This window comes from Bradyrhizobium tropiciagri (assembly GCF_001189845.1).
GTDB lineage: Bacteria > Pseudomonadota > Alphaproteobacteria > Rhizobiales > Xanthobacteraceae > Bradyrhizobium > Bradyrhizobium tropiciagri.
The window spans coordinates 23,107-46,716 of sequence record NZ_LFLZ01000068.1 but is presented as its reverse complement, the minus strand read 5'-3'; the positions used below and the strand labels follow the sequence as shown (position 1 = coordinate 46,716).

General features: G+C 58.0%; 14 protein-coding genes and 4 pseudogenes. 6 read left to right on the top strand and 12 right to left on the bottom strand.

Going from position 1 to position 23,610, the window contains the following annotated elements:
- Positions 1-213: 213 nt before the first annotated feature.
- The gene (locus AKN84_RS35475) at positions 214-1,242 is read right to left on the bottom strand and encodes an MDR family NADP-dependent oxidoreductase (RefSeq protein WP_050425086.1); all 1,029 of its coding nucleotides are present in this window, start codon (positions 1,240-1,242) and stop codon (positions 214-216) included.
- Positions 1,243-2,397: 1,155 nt separating this feature from the next.
- On the opposite strand from AKN84_RS35475, the gene AKN84_RS35470 reads away from it, so the two are divergent.
- The 3 genes and pseudogenes from AKN84_RS35470 (at position 2,398) to AKN84_RS35460 (ending at position 6,188) form a co-directional block, all read left to right on the top strand.
- The gene (locus tag AKN84_RS35470; RefSeq protein WP_050425085.1) at positions 2,398-2,874 is read left to right on the top strand and encodes an Lrp/AsnC family transcriptional regulator; all 477 of its coding nucleotides are present in this window, start codon (positions 2,398-2,400) and stop codon (positions 2,872-2,874) included.
- 244 nt (positions 2,875-3,118) lie between these two features.
- Positions 3,119-3,809 (top strand): annotated as a pseudogene (tnpC, locus tag AKN84_RS35465) (IS66 family transposase); the annotation flags it as partial.
- 996 nt (positions 3,810-4,805) lie between these two features.
- On the top strand, positions 4,806-6,188 hold the full coding sequence (locus tag AKN84_RS35460) for an aspartate aminotransferase family protein (protein WP_050425084.1): 1,383 nt from the start codon (positions 4,806-4,808) through the stop codon (positions 6,186-6,188).
- 245 nt (positions 6,189-6,433) lie between these two features.
- Here AKN84_RS35460 and AKN84_RS35455 read toward each other — a convergent pair whose 3' ends face one another.
- The 7 genes and pseudogenes from AKN84_RS35455 to AKN84_RS35425 all read right to left on the bottom strand — a co-directional run bounded on the left by AKN84_RS35455 (position 6,434) and on the right by AKN84_RS35425 (position 16,926).
- Entirely contained in the window at positions 6,434-7,687 is a 1,254-nt protein-coding gene (locus AKN84_RS35455; RefSeq protein ID WP_128971449.1) for a hypothetical protein, read from the bottom strand.
- A gap of 170 nt (positions 7,688-7,857) precedes the next feature.
- Positions 7,858-8,614 (bottom strand): annotated as a pseudogene (locus AKN84_RS35450) (ATP-binding protein).
- Positions 8,592-10,036 (bottom strand): annotated as a pseudogene (gene istA / locus AKN84_RS35445) (IS21 family transposase); the annotation flags it as partial. The pseudogenes AKN84_RS35450 and istA, both read right to left, overlap by 23 nt.
- A 534-nt stretch (positions 10,037-10,570) precedes the next feature.
- Positions 10,571-11,653 (bottom strand): GntG family PLP-dependent aldolase, encoded by a 1,083-nt coding sequence (locus AKN84_RS35440; RefSeq protein ID WP_050425082.1) that lies wholly within the window; start codon positions 11,651-11,653, stop codon positions 10,571-10,573.
- 718 nt (positions 11,654-12,371) lie between these two features.
- Complete coding sequence (locus AKN84_RS35435) at positions 12,372-13,529, bottom strand: M24 family metallopeptidase (RefSeq protein ID WP_050425081.1); 1,158 nt, start codon at positions 13,527-13,529, stop codon at positions 12,372-12,374.
- A 272-nt stretch (positions 13,530-13,801) separates the two neighbouring features.
- A complete protein-coding gene (locus tag AKN84_RS35430) occupies positions 13,802-14,905 on the bottom strand; it encodes a M14 family metallopeptidase (RefSeq protein ID WP_244485674.1) in 1,104 nt (367 codons plus the stop codon).
- A gap of 584 nt (positions 14,906-15,489) precedes the next feature.
- Positions 15,490-16,926 (bottom strand): aldehyde dehydrogenase family protein, encoded by a 1,437-nt coding sequence (locus AKN84_RS35425; RefSeq protein ID WP_050425080.1) that lies wholly within the window; start codon positions 16,924-16,926, stop codon positions 15,490-15,492.
- A gap of 592 nt (positions 16,927-17,518) precedes the next feature.
- On the opposite strand from AKN84_RS35425, the gene AKN84_RS35420 reads away from it, so the two are divergent.
- Complete coding sequence (locus tag AKN84_RS35420; RefSeq protein WP_050425079.1) at positions 17,519-17,995, top strand: Lrp/AsnC family transcriptional regulator; 477 nt, start codon at positions 17,519-17,521, stop codon at positions 17,993-17,995.
- A gap of 476 nt (positions 17,996-18,471) precedes the next feature.
- Here the strand turns inward: AKN84_RS35420 and ald are convergent.
- Positions 18,472-19,584 (bottom strand): annotated as a pseudogene (gene ald, locus AKN84_RS35415) (alanine dehydrogenase).
- Between the two features lie 564 nt (positions 19,585-20,148).
- On the opposite strand from ald, the gene AKN84_RS50840 reads away from it, so the two are divergent.
- Both AKN84_RS50840 and AKN84_RS50120 read left to right on the top strand, forming a co-directional pair.
- Positions 20,149-20,367, top strand: coding sequence for an autoinducer binding domain-containing protein (locus AKN84_RS50840; protein WP_193399707.1), 219 nt, complete (start codon positions 20,149-20,151; stop codon positions 20,365-20,367).
- Between the two features lie 42 nt (positions 20,368-20,409).
- Entirely contained in the window at positions 20,410-20,604 is a 195-nt protein-coding gene (locus tag AKN84_RS50120) for a LuxR C-terminal-related transcriptional regulator (protein WP_193399706.1), read from the top strand.
- 2,048 nt (positions 20,605-22,652) lie between these two features.
- Here AKN84_RS50120 and AKN84_RS50835 read toward each other — a convergent pair.
- Genes AKN84_RS50835 through AKN84_RS48595 form a run of 3 tightly spaced genes read right to left on the bottom strand, consistent with a single transcriptional unit; the run spans position 22,653 to position 23,609 of the window.
- On the bottom strand, positions 22,653-22,985 hold the full coding sequence (locus tag AKN84_RS50835) for an FAD-dependent oxidoreductase (RefSeq protein ID WP_430649958.1): 333 nt from the start codon (positions 22,983-22,985) through the stop codon (positions 22,653-22,655).
- Positions 22,882-23,280 carry an FAD-dependent oxidoreductase gene (locus AKN84_RS50830; protein WP_430649957.1) on the bottom strand — a complete coding sequence of 133 codons (399 nt, stop codon included), beginning with the start codon at positions 23,278-23,280 and terminating at the stop codon, positions 22,882-22,884. Before AKN84_RS50830 ends, AKN84_RS50835 begins: the two co-directional genes overlap by 104 nt.
- Positions 23,166-23,609 carry an FAD-dependent oxidoreductase gene (locus AKN84_RS48595; RefSeq protein WP_283805560.1) on the bottom strand — a complete coding sequence of 148 codons (444 nt, stop codon included), beginning with the start codon at positions 23,607-23,609 and terminating at the stop codon, positions 23,166-23,168. The genes AKN84_RS50830 and AKN84_RS48595 overlap by 115 nt, the downstream gene beginning before the upstream one ends.
- Between the last annotated feature and the right edge of the window lies 1 nt (position 23,610).

The window sequence follows — 23,610 nt, the reverse complement described above, 5'->3', positions numbered from 1 at the left end:
CCCTCAAAGGACCAGCGAAGGGTCATCAGCGGAAAAACCGGCCGAGGGACAGACGACTAATCTAGTCGAGCGACCGCCGCTGCTGCCAACCTTGGCCTGCTTGGCCAGTTAGCGAACTCGACGCCCGACTCGCGCATGGATCGACCCGGACCTCGCCTTCCTGGCGATTGTGTCGAAGAGCGTTTCGAGTGAAGCCGCCGCGAATCGTTCGGATTACTCTATTGTCGGATCACGGGCGATGCGGACGAGTGCTTTGCCGAAGTTCGCGCCCTTCAGCATCTCAGCGAACGCGCCTGGAATGGACTCGAAGCCTTCACGCACATCCTCTCGATACCGAATTTTGCCTGATGCGACCAGCGGCGCCATCTCCGCCAAGAAAGCATCCTGCCAGGCCTCAACATATTCACTAGCCCATACGACTTGCACCTTGGCGCCACGAGCCTCTGCTGCTTGCTGCTCCTCCGCAAGAACTTTTGCGTCTAGCTCGTCCCCATAGTGGGCGATCAAGCCACAGATTGTCATACGCGTACTAGCATGGAAGAGTGGCAGGACCGCCTGAAAGACGTGCCCACCAACGTTTTCGAAATAGACGTCGACTCCTGAAGGGCAAGCGGCCTGCAAATCCTGAACGAAGCTGCCCGAAAGGTGGGAAACGCACCTGTCAAAGCCGAGTTCTTCCGTTACGTAGCGGCACTTTTCTTCGCGCCCTGCGATGCCGATCACGCGGCATCCCCTTTGCTTTGCGAGCTGCCCCGCGATTTGCCCCACACCGCCGGAAGCAGCGGAGACCACCACGGTGTCACCGTCCTTTGGTTCACATTGCAGGATCATGCCCGCATACGCGGTGAGTCCAAGCATGCCGAGCACGCCCACGGCGTGGCTAATCTTGCCCTGGGCAAGATCGAGCTTGCGAGGCGCCATATAGCTCGGCCTCTCCACGGCCTCACCCATAAGGCCGTACTCCGCCCAACCGTTGGTGTTGAACACGAAGTCGCCGGGCACGAGCCCCTCGATATGGCTCGTCACTACTTGGCTTACCGTGCGCGCGTGACAGGGAGCGCCCTCTGGCTCCACGCCTCGTCGCTTATAGTTCCACTGATAAGGGTCGAGAGAAATGTAGATCGTTCGAGTCAAGGCTTGGCCTAGACTTGGCCGAGGAATCTCCGCCTGGCGCATCTCGAAAGTGCCCCCATCCGGCCATGGCGGTGGCGGCCGCTTCGCGAGCGTCCAATAGCGATTCACTCAATCTTCCTCCGCAGGTCGGACGCTTTTTACCAAATTACCCAATCGGAAATTTCCAAACCCATCTCCGCGAGGGCCGCTCGGCAAACTGCTTGCCCCCAGCTAATGTGACCGCGATCTCCGTTGCGGTCATCCCTGCTTATCCTCGCTCGGTGGCCGAGTTTCCTCTTTTTTTGCCTAATGCCGACGTATTCTTTCGCCAAAGACAATCTTATTGATGAAATCCACCCGATAGGATTCTGCTCGCCCACAGTCGAGTTTGGTTTCCTCGCAAATCAGATATGGAGCGCAACGCCACGCTACCGAGTACACGTTATTCGCCCGTGTGCTACGCTTTGACTGACTGGACTGAACGTTCTGTCTTGGGGGCAGTGGCGTTCAGCCATTTGCTGGCCATTTGAGAGTGGGTCGGATAGGCCATCGTCCAGCCTGACCACTGACAGCTTGATCGAAAGGCGAAACAGCAGATGAGGGAGGCGTACTTCGAGCGCAGCTTCACAATCGCAGTGCACCAGCACAGCGGGAATCCTCAAACGTCGCTCCCGCGTCGACCCCTCCCCCCGGAAGTTGCGATTAGCCGGTTCGGCCGCGTTCGTGTGGTGCTCTCTCTTAGGTGGGCGCTGGCGCTCGGTTAGCCGCTCTGTCGCGCTTTCCGGCCCTTGGGAGTCTTGCCTGCGTCGAAATAGCCTGCATGGCGAAGTGGGCATCCCGCTTCAGCAGCTCAATAGTGACTATTCTTTTGCCGATTACAGCGCCGCCTTTCCGGTCACGTGCGGGAGCGACGAGCAAATCCGCTCTCGCCGATTGGTGGCTTCTGTATCTTATTGATTGTTGAGTTCCTCGACAGACGGTTGACGGAGCTCTCAGGACACGCCACGTTTAGCGCACCCCGCACAGTTCTCCCTATCACCCGGAGTTCGAGCAACGACGCCCGTCTTCGATCTTGATGCTTTCGCCAAACCCGAGGCGACCTGCGCCGACGGCCGTCACGGCTTTCGTGGTGGTCAGCGGGGTTAACTATTTCGGGCCTGTTGAAATTGCCCTTACATCCGGGATATTAGTGTCACAAAGATGTTTCCGTCGCAATCTCGCGCTGACACGATGATTTCCTCCATCGGCAAGGCACCCTGAGACGAATTCCACCTGGAGCCGATCATGCAATACGATCGAACCGACGCCCGCATCCTCGAGATCGTGCAAAAGAATAATCGTCTAACTTCCGAGGTGATTGGAGAAATGGCGGGGCTTTCTGCTACCGCATGCCAACGACGGTTGAAGAGGCTTCGCTCGGAGGGCATCATCGAGGCCGACGTTTCAATTGTTTCGCCGAAGACCGTAGGCAGATCAATTCAGATGCTTGTGTTGGTCAGCCTAGAGCGGGAGCGCGCAGACATAATCGACAGGTTCAAGAAGGCCATCAAATCATCGCCAGAAGTTGCCAATGGATTTTGGGTAACAGGCGATGCCGATTTCGTGTTGTACGTTACTGCTCGTAGCATGGAGGATTATGAACAATTCACCCGTAAATTCTTCTTTGGGAATCCAGAAATCAAGAGAGCTACTACGATGGTCGTCGTGGACCGCGTAAAGGCGGGCTTTGCTGTTCCAATTGAAATTCCATCGGACGATTGATGCGATGGCTCGCCCAGCCCAGCTAGGTGTGTAGACGCCGGACCATCACTCCATCCTTCGACAGATCCTAGCGTTACGGACCCGCCTTCGAAGGTTTGGTACACAGCACCGAGTGTCGCTCGAAACCCCGGGAAGCGACTCAGCCTTCTTCCTTCTAGATTAGCCGATCGGACGTTTCTTGCGGCGGCTCGCCAACCGCGGGCGCGAATAGGCCGTTTGCGTCCGCATCTACCGGGCCGTCTGACGGCCGTTTGGCGGCGCCGGGCCGCCGGCGGCGATGTTCTACTACTCCCGCGACCGCAGGGGCGAGCATCCCCAGGCGCATCTGGCGGGATATGCCGGCATCCTGCAGGCCGACGCCTATGACGGGTACAATCAGCTCTATCTGGCGGAACGCCACCCTGGACCGATCTGGGAAGCGGCGTGTTGGGTCCATGCGCGGCGCCCGTCCTCCGCCATGGCCGATATCGAAGAAATGTGCGTCGCAAGGCCGCCGGCAAGAAGGAGATCCCGCTATCGCCCATCGCGGTCGAGGTCGTGCGGCGGATCGATGCTCTGTTCGAGATCGAGCGCTCCATCAATGGCAGGAGTCCCGAAGAGCGGCTGGAGACGCGACCGACGCTAAGCCGGCCTCTGGTCGAGGACCTGCAGGTCTATATGCGGGAGCAGTTCGCCAAGCTATCCCGTGGGCACGACCTGGCCAAGGCGTTCAACTACATCCTGAAGCGATGGGCGAGTTCACTCTCTTCCTGGGGGACGGGCGAGTCTGCCTCTCCAACAATGCCGCCGAAAGAGGCTTGCGAGGCATCGCTCTTGGGCGAAAATCCTGGTTGTTCTGCGGCTCTGATCGCGGCGGACGGCGCGCGGCTTCCATGTATAGCTTGATCATCACGGCGTCGATCCGATCTCGATCTCGGTCACCTCCGAGAGCTTGGTGGCCGGTGCAGCGATCTCCAACAACGTCTTCCGTGACGACGAAATACGCTCGGACTCGCTAGCTATCGCACCACCGCTTCCACCAATTTCGATCGGCACGAAGCTCGGCGTCGCCGGCCACCGCCGCAACGACCTGGTGTCAGCCGCGCTACCTCGGAGATGTTCACCTCCCACTCAATGCTCTCCGGCACGATCCGGGCCCTCTCCTCGCCCGTCCATCGCCGGCGCTTCATATCAACCCGGCGACAGGAATCACCTTCCTGCCTGACATCAAGCATGGCATTTGCGATCGTTGCACTTCCACCGAGCAGCTTATGCCAGGCTATCTCGCAGGCGAACCGTGCAATGGCGAGGTGGGACCTGATGCCGGTGAAGTCTAATCCGCTGTCCGTTGATAGTGCAAGAACAACTCGCGATCCCTTTGAGAACCGCGATCTCAGATGCACGGCCAAGCAGGAATCGGTGTCGAGCGTGACGCTCGAGGCCATCGAATGTCTCATGCGCGCTCCAGCGCCTGCACAGCATTTGCGTCGACGCATAGTCGCCTACCATCGATGACTCACCAACGATTCTCGACGTCGGCCGCCATGGCACTCCCAGCTCACGCTCGACTAGCTGCCAATTCAAACAGACCACGAATAGCCTTCTGATCCAGCGGCTCAAGACTGCCTGGTCGAATTTGCGATCTTGAATGGAAACCAAGATGATCCACGTCGCACCGAAGTTGTCGATGGCCCCTTAAACTGTAGAGAACCCTAGCTCCTCACAGCTTTTCGGCCACTAATACGACATAACGCATGAAATCTGCGGGAGTACTTTCGAAACAGCACAATAAAGGCGCGCGCGCACGTCTAGCATTTGCGCCTCGAAACGCACCTAAACCAACAGAACGACACGGGACGCTTCGATGCATGCCGGATTGGCTCCGAGTACAATTCATCAGGATGTGAAAGGACCGCTGTGCCCGTCAGTTCAATTGAACTCAGAGGTTTGAAATGACAAAATCAAATTCGCTAGTCGCAATGGATCTAGCAACCTCACTCCACCCATCCACGGACGCGCGCGCCTTGGAAAAGACGGGTCCGCTCATCATCGAGCGAGGCGATGGAATCTATGTGTACGACACTAACGGCAAAAAATACATCGAGGGTCTGGCCGGATTGTGGTCGGTTGCTGTCGGCTTTAGCGAAAAGCGGCTAGCTGACGCCGCAACGAAACAAATGGAGAAGTTGCCCTTCTACCATATCTTCTTCAGCAAATCACATGAACCGTCTATCCGCTTGTCGGACAAGCTGATTGAGATGGCAGCTGAGCCGCGGTTATCGAGGGTATTCTACACGAACTCCGGGTCAGAAGCGAATGACACGGTAATCAAACTTGTCTGGTACATGAACAATGCCTTGGGGCGCCCCCGAAAGAAGAAGTTTCTGGCTCGTGAGAAGGCTTATCATGGTATAACCATCGGCGCTGGAAGCCTCACCGGTCTACCGGGCAATCATAGGGACTTCGACCTGCCTGCCATTCCAGTAATTCATCTGACCTGTCCGCACTACTATCGCCTAGCTAAGGACGGCGAAACTGAAGCCAACTTCACTCAACGCCTGCTTGTTGAGGCTGAAGAAACCATCCTGCGCGAGGGGCCGGACACGATTGCGGCCTTCATAGGCGAACCCGTGATGGGCGGCGGCGGCGTGTTTCCGCCGCCAGCGGGGTATTGGCGGGGTATCGAAGCTCTTTGTCGTAAGTACGATATCCTGTTGGTCGCGGATGAAGTCATCACCGGTTTCGGGCGACTTGGCTCCATGTTTGCATTCAAGAAATACGGATTTTCTCCGGACATCGTGACCGTCTCAAAGCAGATCACGTCGAGCTATATGCCGCTTGGTGCAGTCCTGTTCGGCGAAACCATGTACAATGCGGTCGCTGACAATAGCCACAAGATCGGCACGTTCGGTCATGGATTCACCGCATCGGCGCACCCTGTCGTTACGGCGGTCGCGTTGGAAAACCTGAAGATCATCGAAGAGCGTGATCTGATCGGCAATGCTGCGAGGCTGGAAGTTCCATTCCAGAATGGACTAAAACAACTCTCCGAACTCCCATTCGTGGGAGACGTGCGCGGGTTGGGCCTTCTTGGTGCACTGGAGTTTGTTGCTGACAAGGCGTCGAAGCGTCCGTTCGCGGAACAAGGGCGAGTTGGTGCTCTAGCAATGCAAATTGCCCATGATGAAGGTCTTATCCTGCGCGCCATTGGCGATACACTCGCTCTCTGTCCTCCCTTGATCGTGACAGAAGATCAGGTCCGCGAGATCATCGAACGCGTACGGCACATCGTGACGCTGACCGTAGATCGCATTCGGACTATGGGTATCACTTGAGGCCTGACGAAGGTTGGAAGCGAGTCAGTTCCGATCTGAAGGAATGCAATTTGGCGCAGCGCACTGGATCGCTCGCAGCGAGGATACCAGGCGCTTCAATATCCACCTTTCGATCTCATCGGCACTCGAAAGGTGGAATCGTCTGAACGATGCTTAAGACGCTTCGTGTTGCGCGACGGATGTGGAGACGGCATTTGCCGGCGCTTCAGACTTTCATCCCGACCGAGGTCGACCACCGACCACCCTCATATTTCGAAACTGAACTCGAGGTTGTGATTATTCGTGACTTCGGCGACCCAGGACCACAATGATTCGGCGTGCGTTGCATAGGCGGCGGTTTCGTCGCCACCGACGACCATGCCGTACCACTGATCCTCACTCGTAACCGATGTCGCGAACGAAAATCCTTGCCGGAGCGCTGCACCTGAATCTCCGGGACGGCTTACCGGTTGCGATATGTACATCGGCTGCCTGTGCCCAAGCATCAAGGCATCGGTCAGCAATGAAACCGCTCCGTCGTTGCATGCGTCAAACGATTTTCTTATCGTGACAGCCGCCGTCCGCGCCAAAGTATCCGCGGGCCGCCCTGCCCCTCTGAATGCAACGGGCTCCTCCTGCAGAAGCGACGAGATGGGCTTGATTGCTGCAGGCCGCACGGCCTTCCCATCAACCTGGCTGAGTTTCGCAGGAGCTCTCAGCTTGATCAATGCCGCGTCAAGGTGCGTTTGGATCCTTTGCCGTGCATCATGTGGAGTATACATTGAGTGGTGACTGGTCTCACCAAGGCAGGCAAGATGAGACCCAAGCCCGAGCTTCCAAAGTCGAGGGGGACGCTCCACCGCGACTTCCGATCCGAGTCCAACAACGTGCCCACACGTCAGTGCAAACACGGGCATACGATTATCGTAAAATGCGCCACAGAGCGTTCCCTGAATGCTAAGCGCGCGTGAGGCATTTTGAATCCTCGCTCCAGACTTGAGGGTGCCGATTGCTGGTCCGGATTTGCGATAGACAATAGGGATGTCGCGGTATGAGCTCCGGTTCAGGTATCGTTCAGACCAGTGGTTGGGATGGACATCGACAATAATTTCAAGGAGCGGCGCCCGAAGCTCCACGTAAAGATGCGTCGGAGGTCGCTCGCACACTCGAAAGCAATCTCCCGTGAGCCCATCGGCGACGGTCGCGACTCCGAGCTTTTCCTTTAATTCCTCGAAGATCAAATCCCTCGCTTGAGGATCCCACTGCAGGTCTCTGACGATTGTCTGACCACGCCAACCGAGGTGCTCTCCGATATATTCGGGCGCAAACCGCAGATGCTGTCCGGTCGTCGCGTCTGGCTCGACGTAGTCAAAAAGATCTTGCTCGAAGAAGTCACGCAGACGTCCGGCAAGGGCGACATATCTAAGGTAGTCAACGATCATGGCGTATCGCTTGTTGAGAATACCGGTTTGACGAGCCTTTGCAATCTTAGCTAGGCTAAGAGGCAGGTGAAAAGCCAAGAATGCCTGTCCCAGGCGTGAGCCGTTTGAAGTCGCAGTTCATCGCGCCGGTCAGGCGAACATTGACGGTTGCGTCCGAGGTCGCTTTCCGCGGCCCCGCGGGTCACTTCAAATTCGTCCGGGTATGGTCGGTCAAATTCCTCCACCCGCGAGGCAGGACATGGTGATTGTTAGTTCGCCTTTGTTTCCCGGGCAAGAGTTTCAGCGGCCTCTTTGTGCCGATAGCTGCGTCCGTCGAACTCAAGCAGATGGCAATGATGCATCAGGCGGTCGAGGATCGTCGTGCTTGTGGTGTTGTCCCCCAGGTATGTCCCCCAGTCCTGCACGACGCGATTGGAGGTGACGATGACGCTGCGGTGCAGTTTGCAGCGTTGATGGATCAGAGTCTGCAGCAATGCGCTGGTGTCGTCAGGGATGGCGTGTGCGAGGAACAGATCGTCCCGAACGAGGAGATCGCAGTCGATGATGGTTCGCAGCCGGACCTCGCGGAGTTCATGGCGTTGCGGTGGAAGAAGTCGTCGGTCGCAAGATACTAAAACTTGTGGCTTTGTAGGATCGCCTGATAGTCAATCACCTTGGCGATGTAGGACTTCCCGGTGCCAGCTTCGCCGACGAGGAGCGCGTTCTCGCCGGCGGCGATGAACGTCAGGGTGTGGAGCTGGAAGCAAGTCTGGCGCGGCAATCTGGGATTGAAGGTCCAGTCGAACTCGGCGAGGGTCAGTTTTTCGTCGAGCCCGGATTGCTGGTACCGTCGCTCGATAACGCGGGACCGACGACGGTCCAGTTCGTCCTGCAGGATCAGGGAGAAGGTCTCGAGGAAGGGCTGGTTGGCAGCCTGTGCCTGCAGCACGCGCGTCTGCAGCGTGTCGCGGACGCCGACAGGCGCGGCTGTCGCAGCCAACGCTCAATTTCCGGCATGGTCATCATGTGGTTTGGTCTCCAGTTTGAGGTGAGAAGCCGCGGGAGCGCTCGTGTCGCCGGAGCTGGCCGGCGCGATCGTCGTGAGCCTCGGCCTGCCGGCCATTGTCGCCGGCATCGTGCCGCACGGCACGACTGAAGAGATCGCCGTATTCGGCTGGAGCGCGGATCAGCGGATGATCCCGGGTGAGCGGCGATGCCGGCTGTGGCGTCGCTCCAACCTGCGCGATCGCCTGTTCGAACAACCGCTCGACGGTCGTACGCGCGTGCTTGTAACGGTAGATGCGGTTGCCGATGGCGTGCGCGCAGGCCTGCTCGACCAGCGGTGCCGGATACTTCCGGCTCGGCCCGACAATGCCCACATCCCGCGCTGTCCGGGGCGCCCCTCGGTGTCGAACACTTGCTGGCACAGCACCCCAGGTCTGCGGCCCGATGCCTCGGCGCTCGCCAGCAGCACGGCGGTTTGCCGCGACGGAAACAGCCGTTCGCAGCAGCGCATGGGTCTGGCGATCACGGATCTCGATCGTGGAGGCGTAGATCCGCACCACGACCTGACTGCCGATGGGTGGCCGCGCGGCGTAATAGCTGCTATCAACACGCACGGTGGTATCGTCGCAGACGGTCCGAACGACCTCGGTGAAGATGCGGAAGGCAGCCACTGGCAACGGCCTCAGGTGTGGCTTCGCCTCCTGGAACATCGCCTCGACCTGACGACGCGTGCTGCCGTGGATGCGGATGGAGGGCCAATTCTCCTCCCAGTGCCTCAAGAACTCGTTCTGGGCTTCCAGTGTCTCGGAGCGCCGTCCGGCCAGCGCGGTGCCCTGGCTATGTTGAATCGCACTCTCGACGCATCCTTTCCGATTGGGATCGGCCACCCGTGCGGGATCGGCGACCACGGCGTAATAAGCCAGCTCGCGCTGTAAATCGGATTGAGCTCGGGCTCGTACAAATCCGGCTTCAGAGGACGCCTTCCTTCCGATTGTCGAGCACGACAGAGCTAGGGACCCCGCCAAATACCGGAACGCCTCTTCGTGGAGCTGCGCTCAGACTTGTTGGTTGGACTTCCAGACCAGCCGCCGGAAGCCGCGCCGCGAGTAGCGCAGCGTCATCACAAACAGGCGGGGACGGCGGCACCGGCCGCTCCTGGGATCAATCGTCAGAGCGCCCTCGCCATAGTCGACCTGGGCCTCCTCGCTGGGGAGGAACTCAAGTCGGTCAACTGCTCGGGATCGCTGTGTCGCAACGTGCGCATAAACCGCTTGACGCTCTGGTAGCTGGACGGAAAGCCAAATTGATCGACCAGGTCCTGGTAAATCGCCTGCGCATTCCGCTTCACGCGGACCTGTTCTTCGATCCACGTCCGATGCGGTTCGCAAGCCGATCGGGCCAGCTGGTGACCGTAGCTCCCGATGCCCCAGAAGCCGGTAGTCGGGTGGAGGAATTTGGCCTTCCACGCCTGTGGATCTCGCGCTGGCTGGCGTTGCGACCGAGTAGCGTAAATGCCGTGTTTTGCAGGTGGGCTTCAAGACGTTCAACTCCCCGGCCCTTGCTAGCTAAAGGGACCAAACCGCTCACCGGGCCGGTGGTCACTTCCCTGGGGGAGTTTCAAGTTACCATACCCGGGGGATTTTGACCGACCACGGGGCCACGGCAACTTCAACGCGCTTCGACTACCCAACCGCCTACCATTCAGCGAGCAGGTTGTGGCCACGGTGCTGACGCAGCCTCATCTAGATGCCTCGAACACCTAGATGAATCGCTCGTGCGATCGTTAGTTGGACGCCTGGTTGTGCCGGCCGGCGAATGTTGCGGCCGATGGTACGACCGCCTGCATATTGGTGCCCGACACGGCCTTGATCGGCATCGTAGGCGCGGGACCGAAATACGCGAACTTTAAACCGTCCAAAAGGCGGCGCAATCGGATCGGGACATCACCGACATAGCTTTACGTTAGATCCACTAAAATCAATTAGAGAATAGGACTCCTGGGCGGCTTCTGTAGATCTCGCGGAAAACGGTCACAACGCGCTCGATCGAAGGCGCATCGACATGACGGTGGGTCACAAACCGCAATATTTCTTTGGAGACGGGTGCCGCCAACACGCCGTGATCAGACAGAACCCTGGTCCACTGTTCGGCATCAGCGCCGTTGCTCCCCACGTGCACCATCACCATGTTGGTCGCGACTTCAGCAGGTTTGACGAGGTGCGGATCAACTCCGTATAACCCGTCAGCCAACCTGCGCGCATTATCGTGATCGTCAGCGAGGCGCTCGATCGACTGCTCCAGCGCAACAAGACCGCAGGCCGCCAGCAAGCCGGCTTGGCGCAGGTTGCCGCCCAACATCTTGCGGAATCCGCGAGCCCGCCCGATGAATGGGCGGGGCCCTGTCAATACCGATCCGATCGGTGCACTGAGTCCCTTGGACAGGCAGAATGTAACCGAATCCGCAAAGGCGGCAATGGTGGACGCTGCAACATCGAGCGCAATCGCAGCATTGAAGATCCGCGCACCGTCAAGGTGCACTGGCACGCCAAGCTGCGAGCTTTTTTCATGGACTTGACGCATATGGTCGAGAGAGAGAACAGCACCTCCCACAGCGTGGGTGGTTTCCATACATACGACCGCTGTTCCAAGCACGTGGTCGGTTACACCCGGGGGCCGCAGGCAGGCATCAAGCGCGCCGAGATCCATCGCTCCCGCGTGTCCGGGCAAGGGTCTCGGATATAGTCCCGCGAGCAGGGAAAGCCCGCCCATTTCGGAACGAAAAATGTGTGACGAGGCTTCGCCGATCACCTCGCCTTTGTAGACAGCATGCGAAAGGATCGCCGCGTGATTGCTCATCGTTCCGGAGGGGAAAAATAAGGCGGCCTCCTTGCCGAGCCGAGCTGCTGAGACGCGTTCGAGCTCCTGCACCGTGGGATCGCCGCTACGACCGTCGTCGCCGAGCTCGGCAGTGATCATACGGTCAAGCATGGCTGACGTAGGCTTCGTCACCGTATCGCTGCGCAGGTCAACTATCGGTGCAGCGGTCGTCAATTGTTGCATCGGAGTTCTAGGGCTCACACTTCTTAGTCGAGCCGCGTCCTTTGTATTCGTTAGTGATGTCCCTTCACCGGATGAGCGAGGGGTCGGATATCACAGGAATTGTAGTTAGGTGGGTAGACCCGTCTCATTCTGATATCGGATATTACCTACAATACCCCGCTGGGGGATTTCTCGAATGTGGCCGACTTTGCTAAACTATTCCTCCTTCGAGCAGCAAAAAATGCATGTTTTGTGCCGTCGATTCGTTTCCCTCCCGCGCTGACCTCCGCAGCCACACTTCTGTGGGGTTCGCTTCCTAAGGATGGCAGCCTGTGGGCAACTTGCTTCGGCAGAAAGCTCGAACGCGTTTCGATTGGTGGGACCTTCGGGTGTGTCTGAGCAAACGCAGCTCGATGCACTGGCTGGTAGTCCCACGTCAGCTTTGACCGATTGCAATTGATCTCTGCCGGAGCGGCTCGGGCAAATCACCTGACCCGACCAGCACGTCTGCATACCCATGCGTGGTTGGCTGCGCCGGAACTAGCGAGACCAGCCACGGACAACTACCGACTTCATCGCATCCGAACGCATAACGCCAAAAAGGCGCGCCCGACATTCCCTGGGCGCGCTTCCTGTAATTACCAGCGTCTCAATGAACATAAACGGGCCGACGCACCCGGCATTCGTTACGACTAAAATCCCGCACGGCAATTCACGTTGGCGGTCGCGCACAAGTTCTTTACGCGCGATAAAGCGTGCGGGGAGTGCTGCTGAGTATCTCCGCTCCGCGCTCTGTTACCAAAACGGTCTCACTGCAGCCAGACATGTACCCCTCCTCACCGATGAGAATGACTGGCATATGAACTGTCATGTCCGCTTGAAGCACGTCTATTGCGCCCGGCTCTAGGCTCATATTCCCCCGCTCGTTCCAAGGTGCGCCAGTCTGATATCCGACCCTGTGGTTAAGAGCCTGAGGCCGCAAAGATCGTTCGACCACCTTACGCGCAGCTTTATCTACCTCTCCCGCGGTCACCCCTGGCTTGATCGCCGCGATCGCAGCGTCGAGGGCCTCCACCGACAGAGCATGCAGAATTTCCGTCTCGGCGTGCCGACCAAGCACAGCGCTTCGGACTAGCGGGCCGACATATCCTTGCTTCATACCCCCTATTTCGACCATGGCCGGCTCGTCGGCCCTGATCGGATGACGTGCCAGCTTCGTGTGTGGCAGTTTCGCACGCTCACCGAATCCGATCGATACCAACCGGGCTTCATCCCCTCCCGCATTCCTGACCGCACCCTGGATAGCCGCGGCCATCTCTATTTCAGTGATGCCCTCACGCAGCGACTGCTGAAATGCCCGCACGGCCACGTCGGTCATGGCCATTGCTTCGCGCATTGCATTGATTTCCAGCTCGTTCTTCACTGCCATGACCGAAGAGACGAGACGCGAGGCATCGGTGACCTTCATATCCGGGAGGCGCGACTGCAGCGCAATTACATCGGCAGGCGCGAGATTCCAGCAACCAAGCTCGAAACCTACTCTGCGGTTCGCCAGCCCCAATCGCCGAAGAACATCCGCGCAAACGTTGGCGAAATCGGGCTGTTCGGCATAACAGACAATCTCATCGATGCAGCTTTCAGCGCGAACGCCCGTCAGCTCGTACTCCCGAACCACATATATCGGCGCCCTTCCCGGCACGAGAATCAGCGGGAACGGCATGAAGTAGGCGCCCATCCCGTCGTATCCACTGAGATAGCGGAGATGACCGTGGGCAGTGACGACAAGCGCATCGAGGTCATCTCGGGCCACCGCTTCGAGCACCTTCTTTTGTCGTCGCTCATACTCTGCCTTCGGGAACGGCGCACCGGTAAATGGAATTGCCTTGATCGCGGTCACAGATTAGCTCCTTTTCGTCACCGATATTTCGTTTAGTCAATCAGCTTGACGGACCGATCGTCTCGTGATCCGTCGCGCACCTCACACTCACCTGTTGCCCCCGCTCGACGTGATAGTGCAGCACCCGAAGCGAGGCCCAAAACTGCGCGCTCACTTCCCACGCTCCATCCGAAGCACGGTCGGCGCGATTCGTCGGAGAACAACCGCGAACGGATCGGGCCCTACACACCACCCACGTTGAAGTGAGAGATCACCAGATATCGAGTGATGAGCTAGACCGCAGATCGCAGCCAGTCGACCGCCTGTCGATGCACCAAGTGGGCTCTCCAAACGACCATCTCCTTCCAATCCGCATTTTGCGGATAGAAATGGCGCTTGGTGGCGCCCCGAATCTGGCGTCCAAGCTCGGAATCGACCACCTCCGGGCGGTGCTTAAAGAGCCAGTGCTCATCTCTCAGTATGTTCAGATTGGTGTACGTTCCGTACTCGAGAGCGATGTAAGTGTGCCGGTCTCCCAGCAGACGCTCCCAATACTCGTCTTGTGTACCGTGCAGAGAAACAGACGAGGAGGTCCCAAGATCCGGCGAGGTCACCGAGGGACCAAAAATTTTCGTCGCTCGTTCGTGCCCCTTCAATCCAGAGGGCTGCTCGCATTGCAGCTCTCCATAGCCGTACGGGCCCAGCCCAGTGTGGTAGTCGATGATGACAACTTGACCGCGCGCCGCGACATTAAAGTCTTCAACAACCTTTTCGAGAGTCCGCCTGGCTTCGGTCGGCCCAGTCCCACCGTAAAACAGCCCGCCCGGCCTGGTATATTGACCACGAGATCTCGCCGATCGGTAAGCAAGCTCACCGTGCTTTGCACGGTAAGCCGCAATTACGGCCTCTGCGCTGCGCGCCCCCTCCCCCGACCTGTCGGCAGGGACCAGATCGTCCGCCAACTCCTCATATTCTGGATTTGCGGGTAGCGGCTTTGAGAAGTCGACGAAGTTTCGATTGAGGTCACACCCTTCTGCGGTGGCCCTACGATCCCAGGCAAAGCCGTAGCAGTTCAAAGCGTGCACGATGAGAACCGCGGTCGAATGCGGTAGCTCCTCGTGAAATCTGGCCTGAAGAAACGCAAGCTGTGCTGCAGACCCGCAGTAACCCTCCGGACCGTGCGTACCAGAAATGAGAACAAGCAGCTTCTTGGCGTCCGAGTTGCCAAAATATATCGCATCCGTAAACAGCGGCTCGCCTGAAGGCCCCTTTGCACTACAAGGATACGACCTCGACTTGGGTGCGGCTGCCAAGAATTTCTGTCTGGCTTCCGAATAACTATCCGAAAACGTCGCAGCAGCAGCTTGCTGCGCGATATCGAAGTTCACTGCGCTCACCTCTACCCTCCTCCATTGCCAATGCGTGACGGGCCGCCGACGTGCATGGGCAAGTCAGTCAGCCGCCGCGATGGCTGGCACATTGTATCACCGTTACCAATATCGTGACCCGTCTGCGCGGCGGACGTCAACACTCTCGATCGACGGCGTGATAATCGACCTTACCACCCACACGAGCCGAATTTCCGCAATGTGAGGCCTGATGCTTCCGAAATTCTGCATACAGTTGAGAGGATACGAAGGCCTTCTTATGGAAGATGGCAAGTTCAACGCAGGAAATCGTCAGCAGCAGCTTGCGACCATTTCGCCGCGTCGTCGTCGCCACTAAGAAAGTCACGTTCGAGAAGGCAATCGCGAAAACGGACCGCTGAGATCTTCGCTTGGCCGTGATCGAAGTTGTCGCCTTGGGGAAGCCGCCATTGTTTCGTTGTCGCTTCCAACAATCAGGCCCGTTCACGCATTTCGAGGCCATCTCCACTTGAAATGGCCCCGGATATTTGTCCTCAATCGGCTATGCTTCTGCCTCCTTCCAGGCAGGAGCGCTGCGCCCAACGGCCCATTGTCCGACCTGGAAAATGACGCGTCTACGCAATCGGCGGAACACCCGCTGAGTTGACGAGCTTTAGGTTTTGAAAGGCCCTCAGCCCCTCCACACCGCCCTCGTAGCCATAGCCGCTCTCTTTAATGCCGCCGACCGGGGCATCCGCTGAAACACCCCTGAGAAAATTCACGCTGACCGCGCCGGTCGACAAGTCCTGAACCATTCTCCGCTGAATTTCACGCGACTCGCTGAAGATGTAGGACGCCAATCCGTATTCAGTCGCGTTGGCCTCCTCGATTGCCTCTTCAATCGTCGCGAACGGTGCGACAGTCAGGATAGGTCCGAAAGGCTCTTCGTGGAGCACCCGCGATTCGGGGTGAACGTTGGTCAAGATTGTAGGCGCCCAGTAGAACCCCGGTCGGTCGAGGCGCTTTCCGCCTGTTTCGACCTTCGCTCCGCGGGCGACGGCATCCTTCGTGAGGCGTTGCATGGCTTCAATGCGTCTCACATTTGCCATCGGACCCATGGTCGTCTCCGGGTCATCGGGCGCCCCGACCCTGATACCTTTTGCCATCTGAACAAGCCTGGCCAGGAAATCCGGATAAATCGAGCGCGCCACGAGAATGCGGCTCGGCGCATTGCAGCTTTGCCCCGCAAACCTGAACTTGTACTCTGAAATCGCAGAAACGGCCTTCGGCACGTCCGCGTCTTCGAAAACGACTACGGGAGAGTGACCACCGAGTTCGAGAACGCACCGCTGCAGATTGCTTGCGGCAATCTTCGCAAGCTGCTTGCCAACCGGCGTCGATCCGGTGAAGGACAGAACCCGGACAGCAGGTGAACCCAAAATGTGCTCGGAGATCATTGAAGGGTTTCCGAAAACCAGGCTCACGACACCGGGCGGAATCCCCGCTTCGTCCAAGGCTTCCACAATGTACACACCCGCGCTCGGAGTCTCCTCAGCCGCCTTCAGGATGACGGGGCAACCGGCAGCAATAGCTGGCGCAAGCTTCCGGGCGCTAAGCACGGCGGGATAGTTCCAGGGCGTGAATGCGGCCACCACCCCAATCGCTTCGGGCGCGATCATTCGATGCTGATCTATGCGGACTGGAGCCGACAATTGCTCCGCCTGAAGGCCATTCCACTCAAGCGTTTCGATCCCGCGCGCGTACTCCCCCTTCGCTTCCGCCAAGGTCTTGCCCTGGTCTTTGGAAAGCGCGACTGCTGCCGCTTCGACTTTTCCCCTTAAAATTCGAGCGGCGCGCACGAGGAGCGCTCCTCGTTCGCTCGCCGGTGTGCCGCGCCATCTCTGCAGACTGCCCTGCGCAGATTTTAACGCATCGTCGAGGTCCGCGGCAGATGCAACCGCAACACGGCCGAACTCCTGCGCAGTGGCGGGATTGATAAGGGCCTGAGTGCCGTCACCACCCGACCGCCATGCTCCATCGATAAAGAGTCTGTAGTTTGCGCTGCCGGACATACGTCGATCGCCTTTCCACTATTGGCCCTACACATTACCGATGTTTAAAGCACCGCTTGAATTCCATTCAGGCCAAGTGCCTAGAGGTCCTCGCATTCCAGCTACCATCGCTCCTGACATCTCTCTTTGAATTGTTCACTCCGCGCGAAGACCTCAAACGTAATACTCGAAGCGGTGCTGCGGGCCATCGAAACCGCTTCATCGATGTGAATCAGAGGGTCAAGCGGCGAAGCGGAAAGCGAGGCATCATCACGCAACTCTCGCTGCTACGAGTCCCGCCGCGCGGGCTCGCCGAACGGCCAAAAAACGACGCCTCACCGATAGATTGGAACGCCTTCCACCGGGATCGTCGACGAACTCGAGCGCTAGCTAGAGACGACGCGCGCCTACTTCACCAATCCTGATGTTGCAGCGACGGACAATCTTGGAGGACCACCTGAAGGTCGAACGCACCCTTTGTTGCAAATGCCTACGCATTGAGGATACTCATGTAATCCGAAACATTTGCGTCGTATCAAACTGTCGTTCAGATGATTTCCTGCAACGTGCAGGCATTGGGCGCCGCGATTCACCTCAAAGCCTGGAGCCGATTATGCACTACGATCGAACAGACGCTCGCATCCTCGAGATCGTGCAAAAGAACAACCGTCTAACTTCCGAAGTGATCGGCGAAATGGCGGGGCTTTCGGCCACCGCATGCCAACGACGGCTGAAGAGGCTTCGCTCTGAAGGCATCATAGAGGCGGATGTTTCGATTGTTTCGCCGAAGGCTGTAGGGCGATCGATTCAATTGCTCGTACTGGTGAGCTTGGAGCGGGAGCGAGCGGATATCATTGACAAGTTTAAACAGGCCATCAAATCGTCAGCTGAGGTCACGAATGGCTTTTATGTTACCGGCGATGCCGATTTCGTCCTGTACGTTACAGCGCGCAGCATGGAAGATTTTGAGCAGTTCACTAGGCGATTCTTCTACGAAAATCCCCACATCAAGGCGTTCAAGACAGTTGTCGTGGTAGACCGCGTAAAAGCAAGCTTTGCTATTCCGATTGAGCCGCCGCCAGGGGATTGAACAGCTACAATCACTCGGCGGTCGTGCGATCCGTGCTAGATCGCCTATCAAGGCGCCCCTACACTTTCCCTTCGTGCAGCTGCCGGTACTTGAGGTGAGGAGGACCTGCCTTGAATCGGCTAGCGGGACGAATGCGTAGCGTTTGTATTTCAGATATACCACTCACGTAACCTGTCGCGCGACAGACCCCCGTGGCAGAAATCAAGTACTTTCAGGCATGAGGCAATGCGCGCGCTTTCACAGCCCAGTTCGGAAAAGTACAAATCTCGACCCCAGTGCTGGTTGGTTTCACGACATCGACGATTGCGAATTGTAGACTAAGCACCGTCAGTTCTGGTGGGACTCCCCGTACGGATCGTTTCGTGTGCGCGGAGAGCATGTCGCGGTCTTGCAGACTCATCGCCGAAAAAATGGGCCACTCCGAAGAGTCACCCTTCCAAGTCAGCGAGGAAACGTCCCCGTGGAGACTTCTGGGATCAGGCCGCAGCCTGCTCGATCGGTGAGAAAGGCAAGCCGAGACTCTCGGCTACGGCGCTATAGGTCAGCCGGCCCCGATAGATATTAAGGCCTGCGCGCAGATGCGCGCTTTCGAGGACGACTGCAAAGCCCTTGTTCGCGAGGGCTAGGCCAAACGGCAATGTTGCGTTTTTCACGCCTGGCTGGACGCGAGCGGAACAGCCCCGGGCATGTTGGCGACGCAGTAATGAATGACTCCATCGATCTCATAGGTCGGATCGGCATGGGTCGTAGGACGCGACGTCTCGAAACATCCGCCCTGATCGATCGCGACGTCTACGATCACTGATCCCTTGCGCATCGAGCCCAACATGTTGCGGCTGACCAGTCTCGGCGCGCTCGCGCCGGGGACAAGCACGCCACCGATGACGGTGTCAGCAGCGAACACTCCCTCCTCGAGGGCATCCATCGTTGAAAATCTGGTACGGATGCGCCCTTCGAACAGTTCATCCAGCTCACGAATTCGAGAGATCGAACCTTCGAGAACCGCGACCTCGGCACGCAAACCAGCCGCCATGCGCGCGGCATGCGTACCGACTACGCCGCCACCGATCACTGCGACGCGGGCGGGCGGGACGCCGGGGCACGCCACCGATCAACAGCCCTCGCCCTCCAGCATGCCGCCTGAGGGCCGCACCAGCGGCTTCGATCGCAAGCCTGCCCGCAACCTCGCTCATCGGCGCAAGAAGAGGAAGTCCCCCATGCGGATCAGTTACCGTTTCGTAGGTAATCGCAGTGCAGCCAGAGTTCATTAGCCCTTCGCCTGTTTCGGATCTGGCGAAAGATGCAGATATGTGAAGAGAATCTGGTTCTCTCTCAGCTGTATCCGCTCTGACGGTTGGGACTCCTTGAGCTTTACGATCATCTCGCTCGATCCGAACACCTCGCGTGCGGACGCCGCAATGGTTGCACCCGCCTTGCGATTCGCGTCATCCGGGGCGCCAATGCCCACACCCGCATTGGACTCGACCAGCACACTGTGACCGGCAGCCACATATTCTCGGATGGCCGCGGGTGTCCGGCCCACGCGGTATTCGTGGGTTTTTGATTTCCTTGGGAACACCCACCTTCATCTGCAATCTCCTTGCTGGGGCGACCTCTTTTAGTCGGAAGCACTGTGCGAACCTGAAACCGAAACGACCAAGCCGTGCAAAAATCCAGCGATTTTCCAGCCCCGCGCGGAATTCCATATCCACGCCGGTAACACCGTCGATGAGCTATTCTCGCCGCGAAGAGCTGCTCTGACCGTCGGGGCGTTCTCATCGCGTCAGACGTCAAAAGCACGCTGGAACAAAGCGCTTGTCACAGCGCTTGGCCACTGCTCAAGCCGATCTGAAGAACGTCGTCCGACTGGCCAGTCCGCGTCGATATGACCTGCGACAATCATTCGCACTTTCGCCGCTGTCGCCGCGAAACTTTGGGCACGAGGCTTTTAAGAACCGCCCTTTGCAGCAAGAGAGCGACACGGAGGTCATCTGTTTGTCAACGATCCTCCGCGATTTTAAGAGTTCGCCGCGCTGCTCACGGAAAGCACATATCAACCTGCCGCTCGACAGAGTTTAGCGGATCTGCCCGCCAACTGGATTTGTCTTGCTTCACGTATCTGGCCTACCTGATACACTGGGAACTATCCGACTCTGATTTCGACGTATCCTCTTCCTGGACAGCTTTTTTGCTTTCGACGGAACTACGAATCCGCCGATCCAGTGGTGCGTCGAGCGATGCGCCAAGAACAACCGTTTCGATGGGGCTTGAATTCGGAACGCGGGATCAATCGGAACCCGAGTGGGAGCTATTTGAAGAAGCCGCTCGCTTCGGCATTCGTTCTGGATTTACCCTTCCAATCCCTGCGATAATCAAGCACGCACGGCACCTGCGCTTGATTGCAGCATCCTTCCATGCACATGCAAGATGCTTCCGGACGTCCGACCGCTTCGTCGGTGGAAGTTGTACTGCCCCCTCGCGAGTTCGAATGTCTGGAATGGCCCTCACGCGGTAAACTTGCGAGTGAGATCGGGATCATTCTCGGCATTTCGGAGCGAACGGTTGAACAATGCCCGATCGAGCTCGGCGTACGCATGCCGTCGTGTTGACGGCTGAATCGAAATCTCGAAGATAGCCGACGGCTACTGATATGCACCTGTGCAACTGTACAGGATGCGGTCGCCTCGACTTCTCTGCTTGGCTGCAGAAAATTACAGAGGCGAAAATGATGCCAATCGGCCCGGACCACTACAACCAGCTTCTTGATGATCTCGCCGAGACGCACAGGTTGCGTTACCGCGTCTTCAAACTGCGTTTGGATTGAGAAAGGACAAGACCGCGATCGAGCCGATGCGGCAGGTCAAGGCCGGTACTCGACCTGCTCGGTATCATGAACCGCGGAAAGGTCCTCTAAGAAGCCAACTCGGCGTCGCCCTTTGCGCCTCGATCATGGTGTGTCCAAGAGGTGCGGCGCAAGACGGCGGTAGCAGCCGTCTAGATTCCAAGCTCCGGCCGGAACGCGGCCGCCTCGCGACCCTTCGGTTGCGGCCAAAGGAGGCAAACATGCGGACAAAGGCCGCGGACTACCTGTGGCTGGTCACCCTTGCTCACTGTCGATGCGGGGGCTATCCGTGCGCAAAGAGCTTTCTGACCTCCAGCGGACCAAGTGGTTGTCCTTACCTTCGAGGTTTTAGTCAAAATGTCAGCCGGCGTTCGCGCTTGAGCGCACCGGTACCACGATCCTACTGGCTTGCAGGTCCACCGGAACCTTTCGGAGCTAATGCGGCGCATCGACCCAAAGGCAAGATTCGGCCTACGCTATTCAAACATCCGACCGGCCATACCCAGCTTCACAATTTGCAAAAGCCGCAGCCACAGTCGAAGCAACGACTAAAACCATGCTCCATTCCTTCTTCTCATTTTGTCCATTCGATCCGCCACCGACTCAATATGGTCTTGGGTGACACCGATGTCGTTGCGAAGACGACGAGACAGGGGAAATTTGTCTAATCTTCCGCGCTGATCCAAAGTGAAACAGCGTAGCCCAGCAACGATCAGCGCAACGAATCGACAGGCGATTCTGACGAGCGGGCTCCCGATCTGCCCGCCATCGCGCGCGGCTCCCGGCGCCCAGTCCGATTGCCTTTCGAGTGCCTGACAAGTCCCACGATTCTGGTATCGCTCACCTTTCGACACAAACCTTCGTAACCCCGGTCGTGCGTTTGTATCGCGTGAAATGACCATGCAGAGACCTTCGGATCGCACGTAGCCTCGATTCTTTTATGCTAGCAAGCATTCCAGTTCGGATTGATGCAACGAGCACCGGGTCAACACTTGAATCCTGCGATCTGAGTCGAACTTCGACGGATTTAGTGCTCGCTGGCAGTCGGCATACAGCCGACTCTTCCCGATGCTCCGCGAGTTTGGACGCCTCCGTGGCTGCTTTCTCCGGCCAGGCCATGGAGCAGGTTCTTTCGCCTAAATGCCGAATTTTCGCGTGCGTGGCGGATCATGTTCACGACACCAAGCGCCTGCTGAACTGCCTGTTGGATATTGTCAGTAGGTAAATCCCGCATTGCGCGGACTCCCGCCGCAGCCGTTCGAGTTGAACCTAAGCGCAGCGAATGCATGACAAAGCCGAAGAAACAGAGGTGAACTTTGCTGACTGAAGCCGTCGCTGTACCAGACTAGAGGACGCAGGAAGACAAAGTGCCACGACCACTCTGGAAGCCCCAGCAGGTCACTCCCAATACGCCTCATCGTCGCCCTCGTCTCTCCGGTTTCAGGTTGCGAGAGCGACGCCAATCTTTTTCCATAGCGGTACGACCCCCGATGTCGCGCTGACTTCACGCCGCGCCGAAAGTCCTGGATCATTCCTCATCCTTGGCACAACCAAAGAGACAGGAGCTATCAGGTTGGACGATCCCGCACTTCCAATCGCCAGCGGCAGGCTGCGATATACAAGTCTCTGCAGTCCATGAGCGGCGCACAAAGCTGTAAGCTTGGTCAAACCCGGCGAGAGCCGCCGGAACTGGTCCATGACGGCAGCGCCTTGTTGAGATGGCTCGCTTCAGAATCCGACGTCGCTACTCATCTTGCTGTCCGCTTTTCGTGCACCTGCGACCCGCTGCGGCAAATGCCGAGACTGGATGCCTACCTAGCTGGCATTCCGGCGAGCCGTAACCAACGCTGCGATCGCATCACCTCTTACGGCTGACAGGGTCCAGCCAAGATGGCCATGGCCGGTGTTGTAAAACACGCGCGGATCTCGACCTCTTATGACTCGTGGCAGCATGTTCGGCATCATAGGTCTGAGACCTGCCCATGGAACAACAGTTCCGGTGCTCATGCCGGGGAAGTGCGCATGGCACCATTTGACCAATGGCTCAACACGCGCCGCCCGGATATCCTTGTTGACGCCGTTGAACTCGGCCGTCCTTTCGACTCGAAAGCGGGTAGCGCCCAGCCGACTGGTGGCAATTTTTGGCACGATCGTCGAGCAGGCTTGTCCGGGGTGCCGCTTCTTGGTCCGAACTTTCGGGTAGGTGCACGGTGATAGAATATCCCCTGACTGGATAGACATTGACGCGATCACCGAGATTGGCGGCAAGACGGCGAGACCCGCCCCCGCCGCAAATGACCACGCGATCGAAGTCGCCGACACGCGTACTTAAGTCTCCGTTCGGTTCGGTCGATCTCCAACCACAAGTACATCCTGGCCGTTGTCCAGCGCGATCGATAGCACTTCGGCGGAAAACTTCAATCTTGCGCTCAGACGCTCGCAAGCACGCGCTAAGCCGGTCGTGAATTTGTGGATATCGGCAGTAAAGTCGGATTCGGTATAGAACCCACGAAAGAACGAACCCTGAAGAGCGGGTTCAATTGATCTCATCTCTTCCGGAGCCACGGCGCGACACTCGAGTCCGCCCTTGGCGAGCAGTCCTGAAACTTGGGCCGCAACGTCGAATTCCGCCCTACTGTGACAGAAATGCAAGATTCCGCGGTTCTCGCAATCGAAATCGATGCCCTCCTTCTGCGCTATCCGCCTTAGATGTCCGTGTGACTCGATCGCTAACCGCGCCGTGGTCACGGTATTCTCTTCGTACTTCCGAATA

Coding starts and splice junctions, on each gene's coding strand:
- AKN84_RS35470 (WP_050425085.1), top strand. CDS start 2,398: ATGCAATACGATCGAACCGACGCCCGCATCCTCGAGATCGTGCAAAAG.
- AKN84_RS35460 (WP_050425084.1), top strand. CDS start 4,806: ATGACAAAATCAAATTCGCTAGTCGCAATGGATCTAGCAACCTCACTC.
- AKN84_RS35440 (WP_050425082.1), bottom strand. CDS start 11,653: ATGCAACAATTGACGACCGCTGCACCGATAGTTGACCTGCGCAGCGAT.
- AKN84_RS35425 (WP_050425080.1), bottom strand. CDS start 16,926: ATGTCCGGCAGCGCAAACTACAGACTCTTTATCGATGGAGCATGGCGG.
- AKN84_RS35420 (WP_050425079.1), top strand. CDS start 17,519: ATGCACTACGATCGAACAGACGCTCGCATCCTCGAGATCGTGCAAAAG.
- AKN84_RS50120 (WP_193399706.1), top strand. CDS start 20,410: ATGCACATGCAAGATGCTTCCGGACGTCCGACCGCTTCGTCGGTGGAA.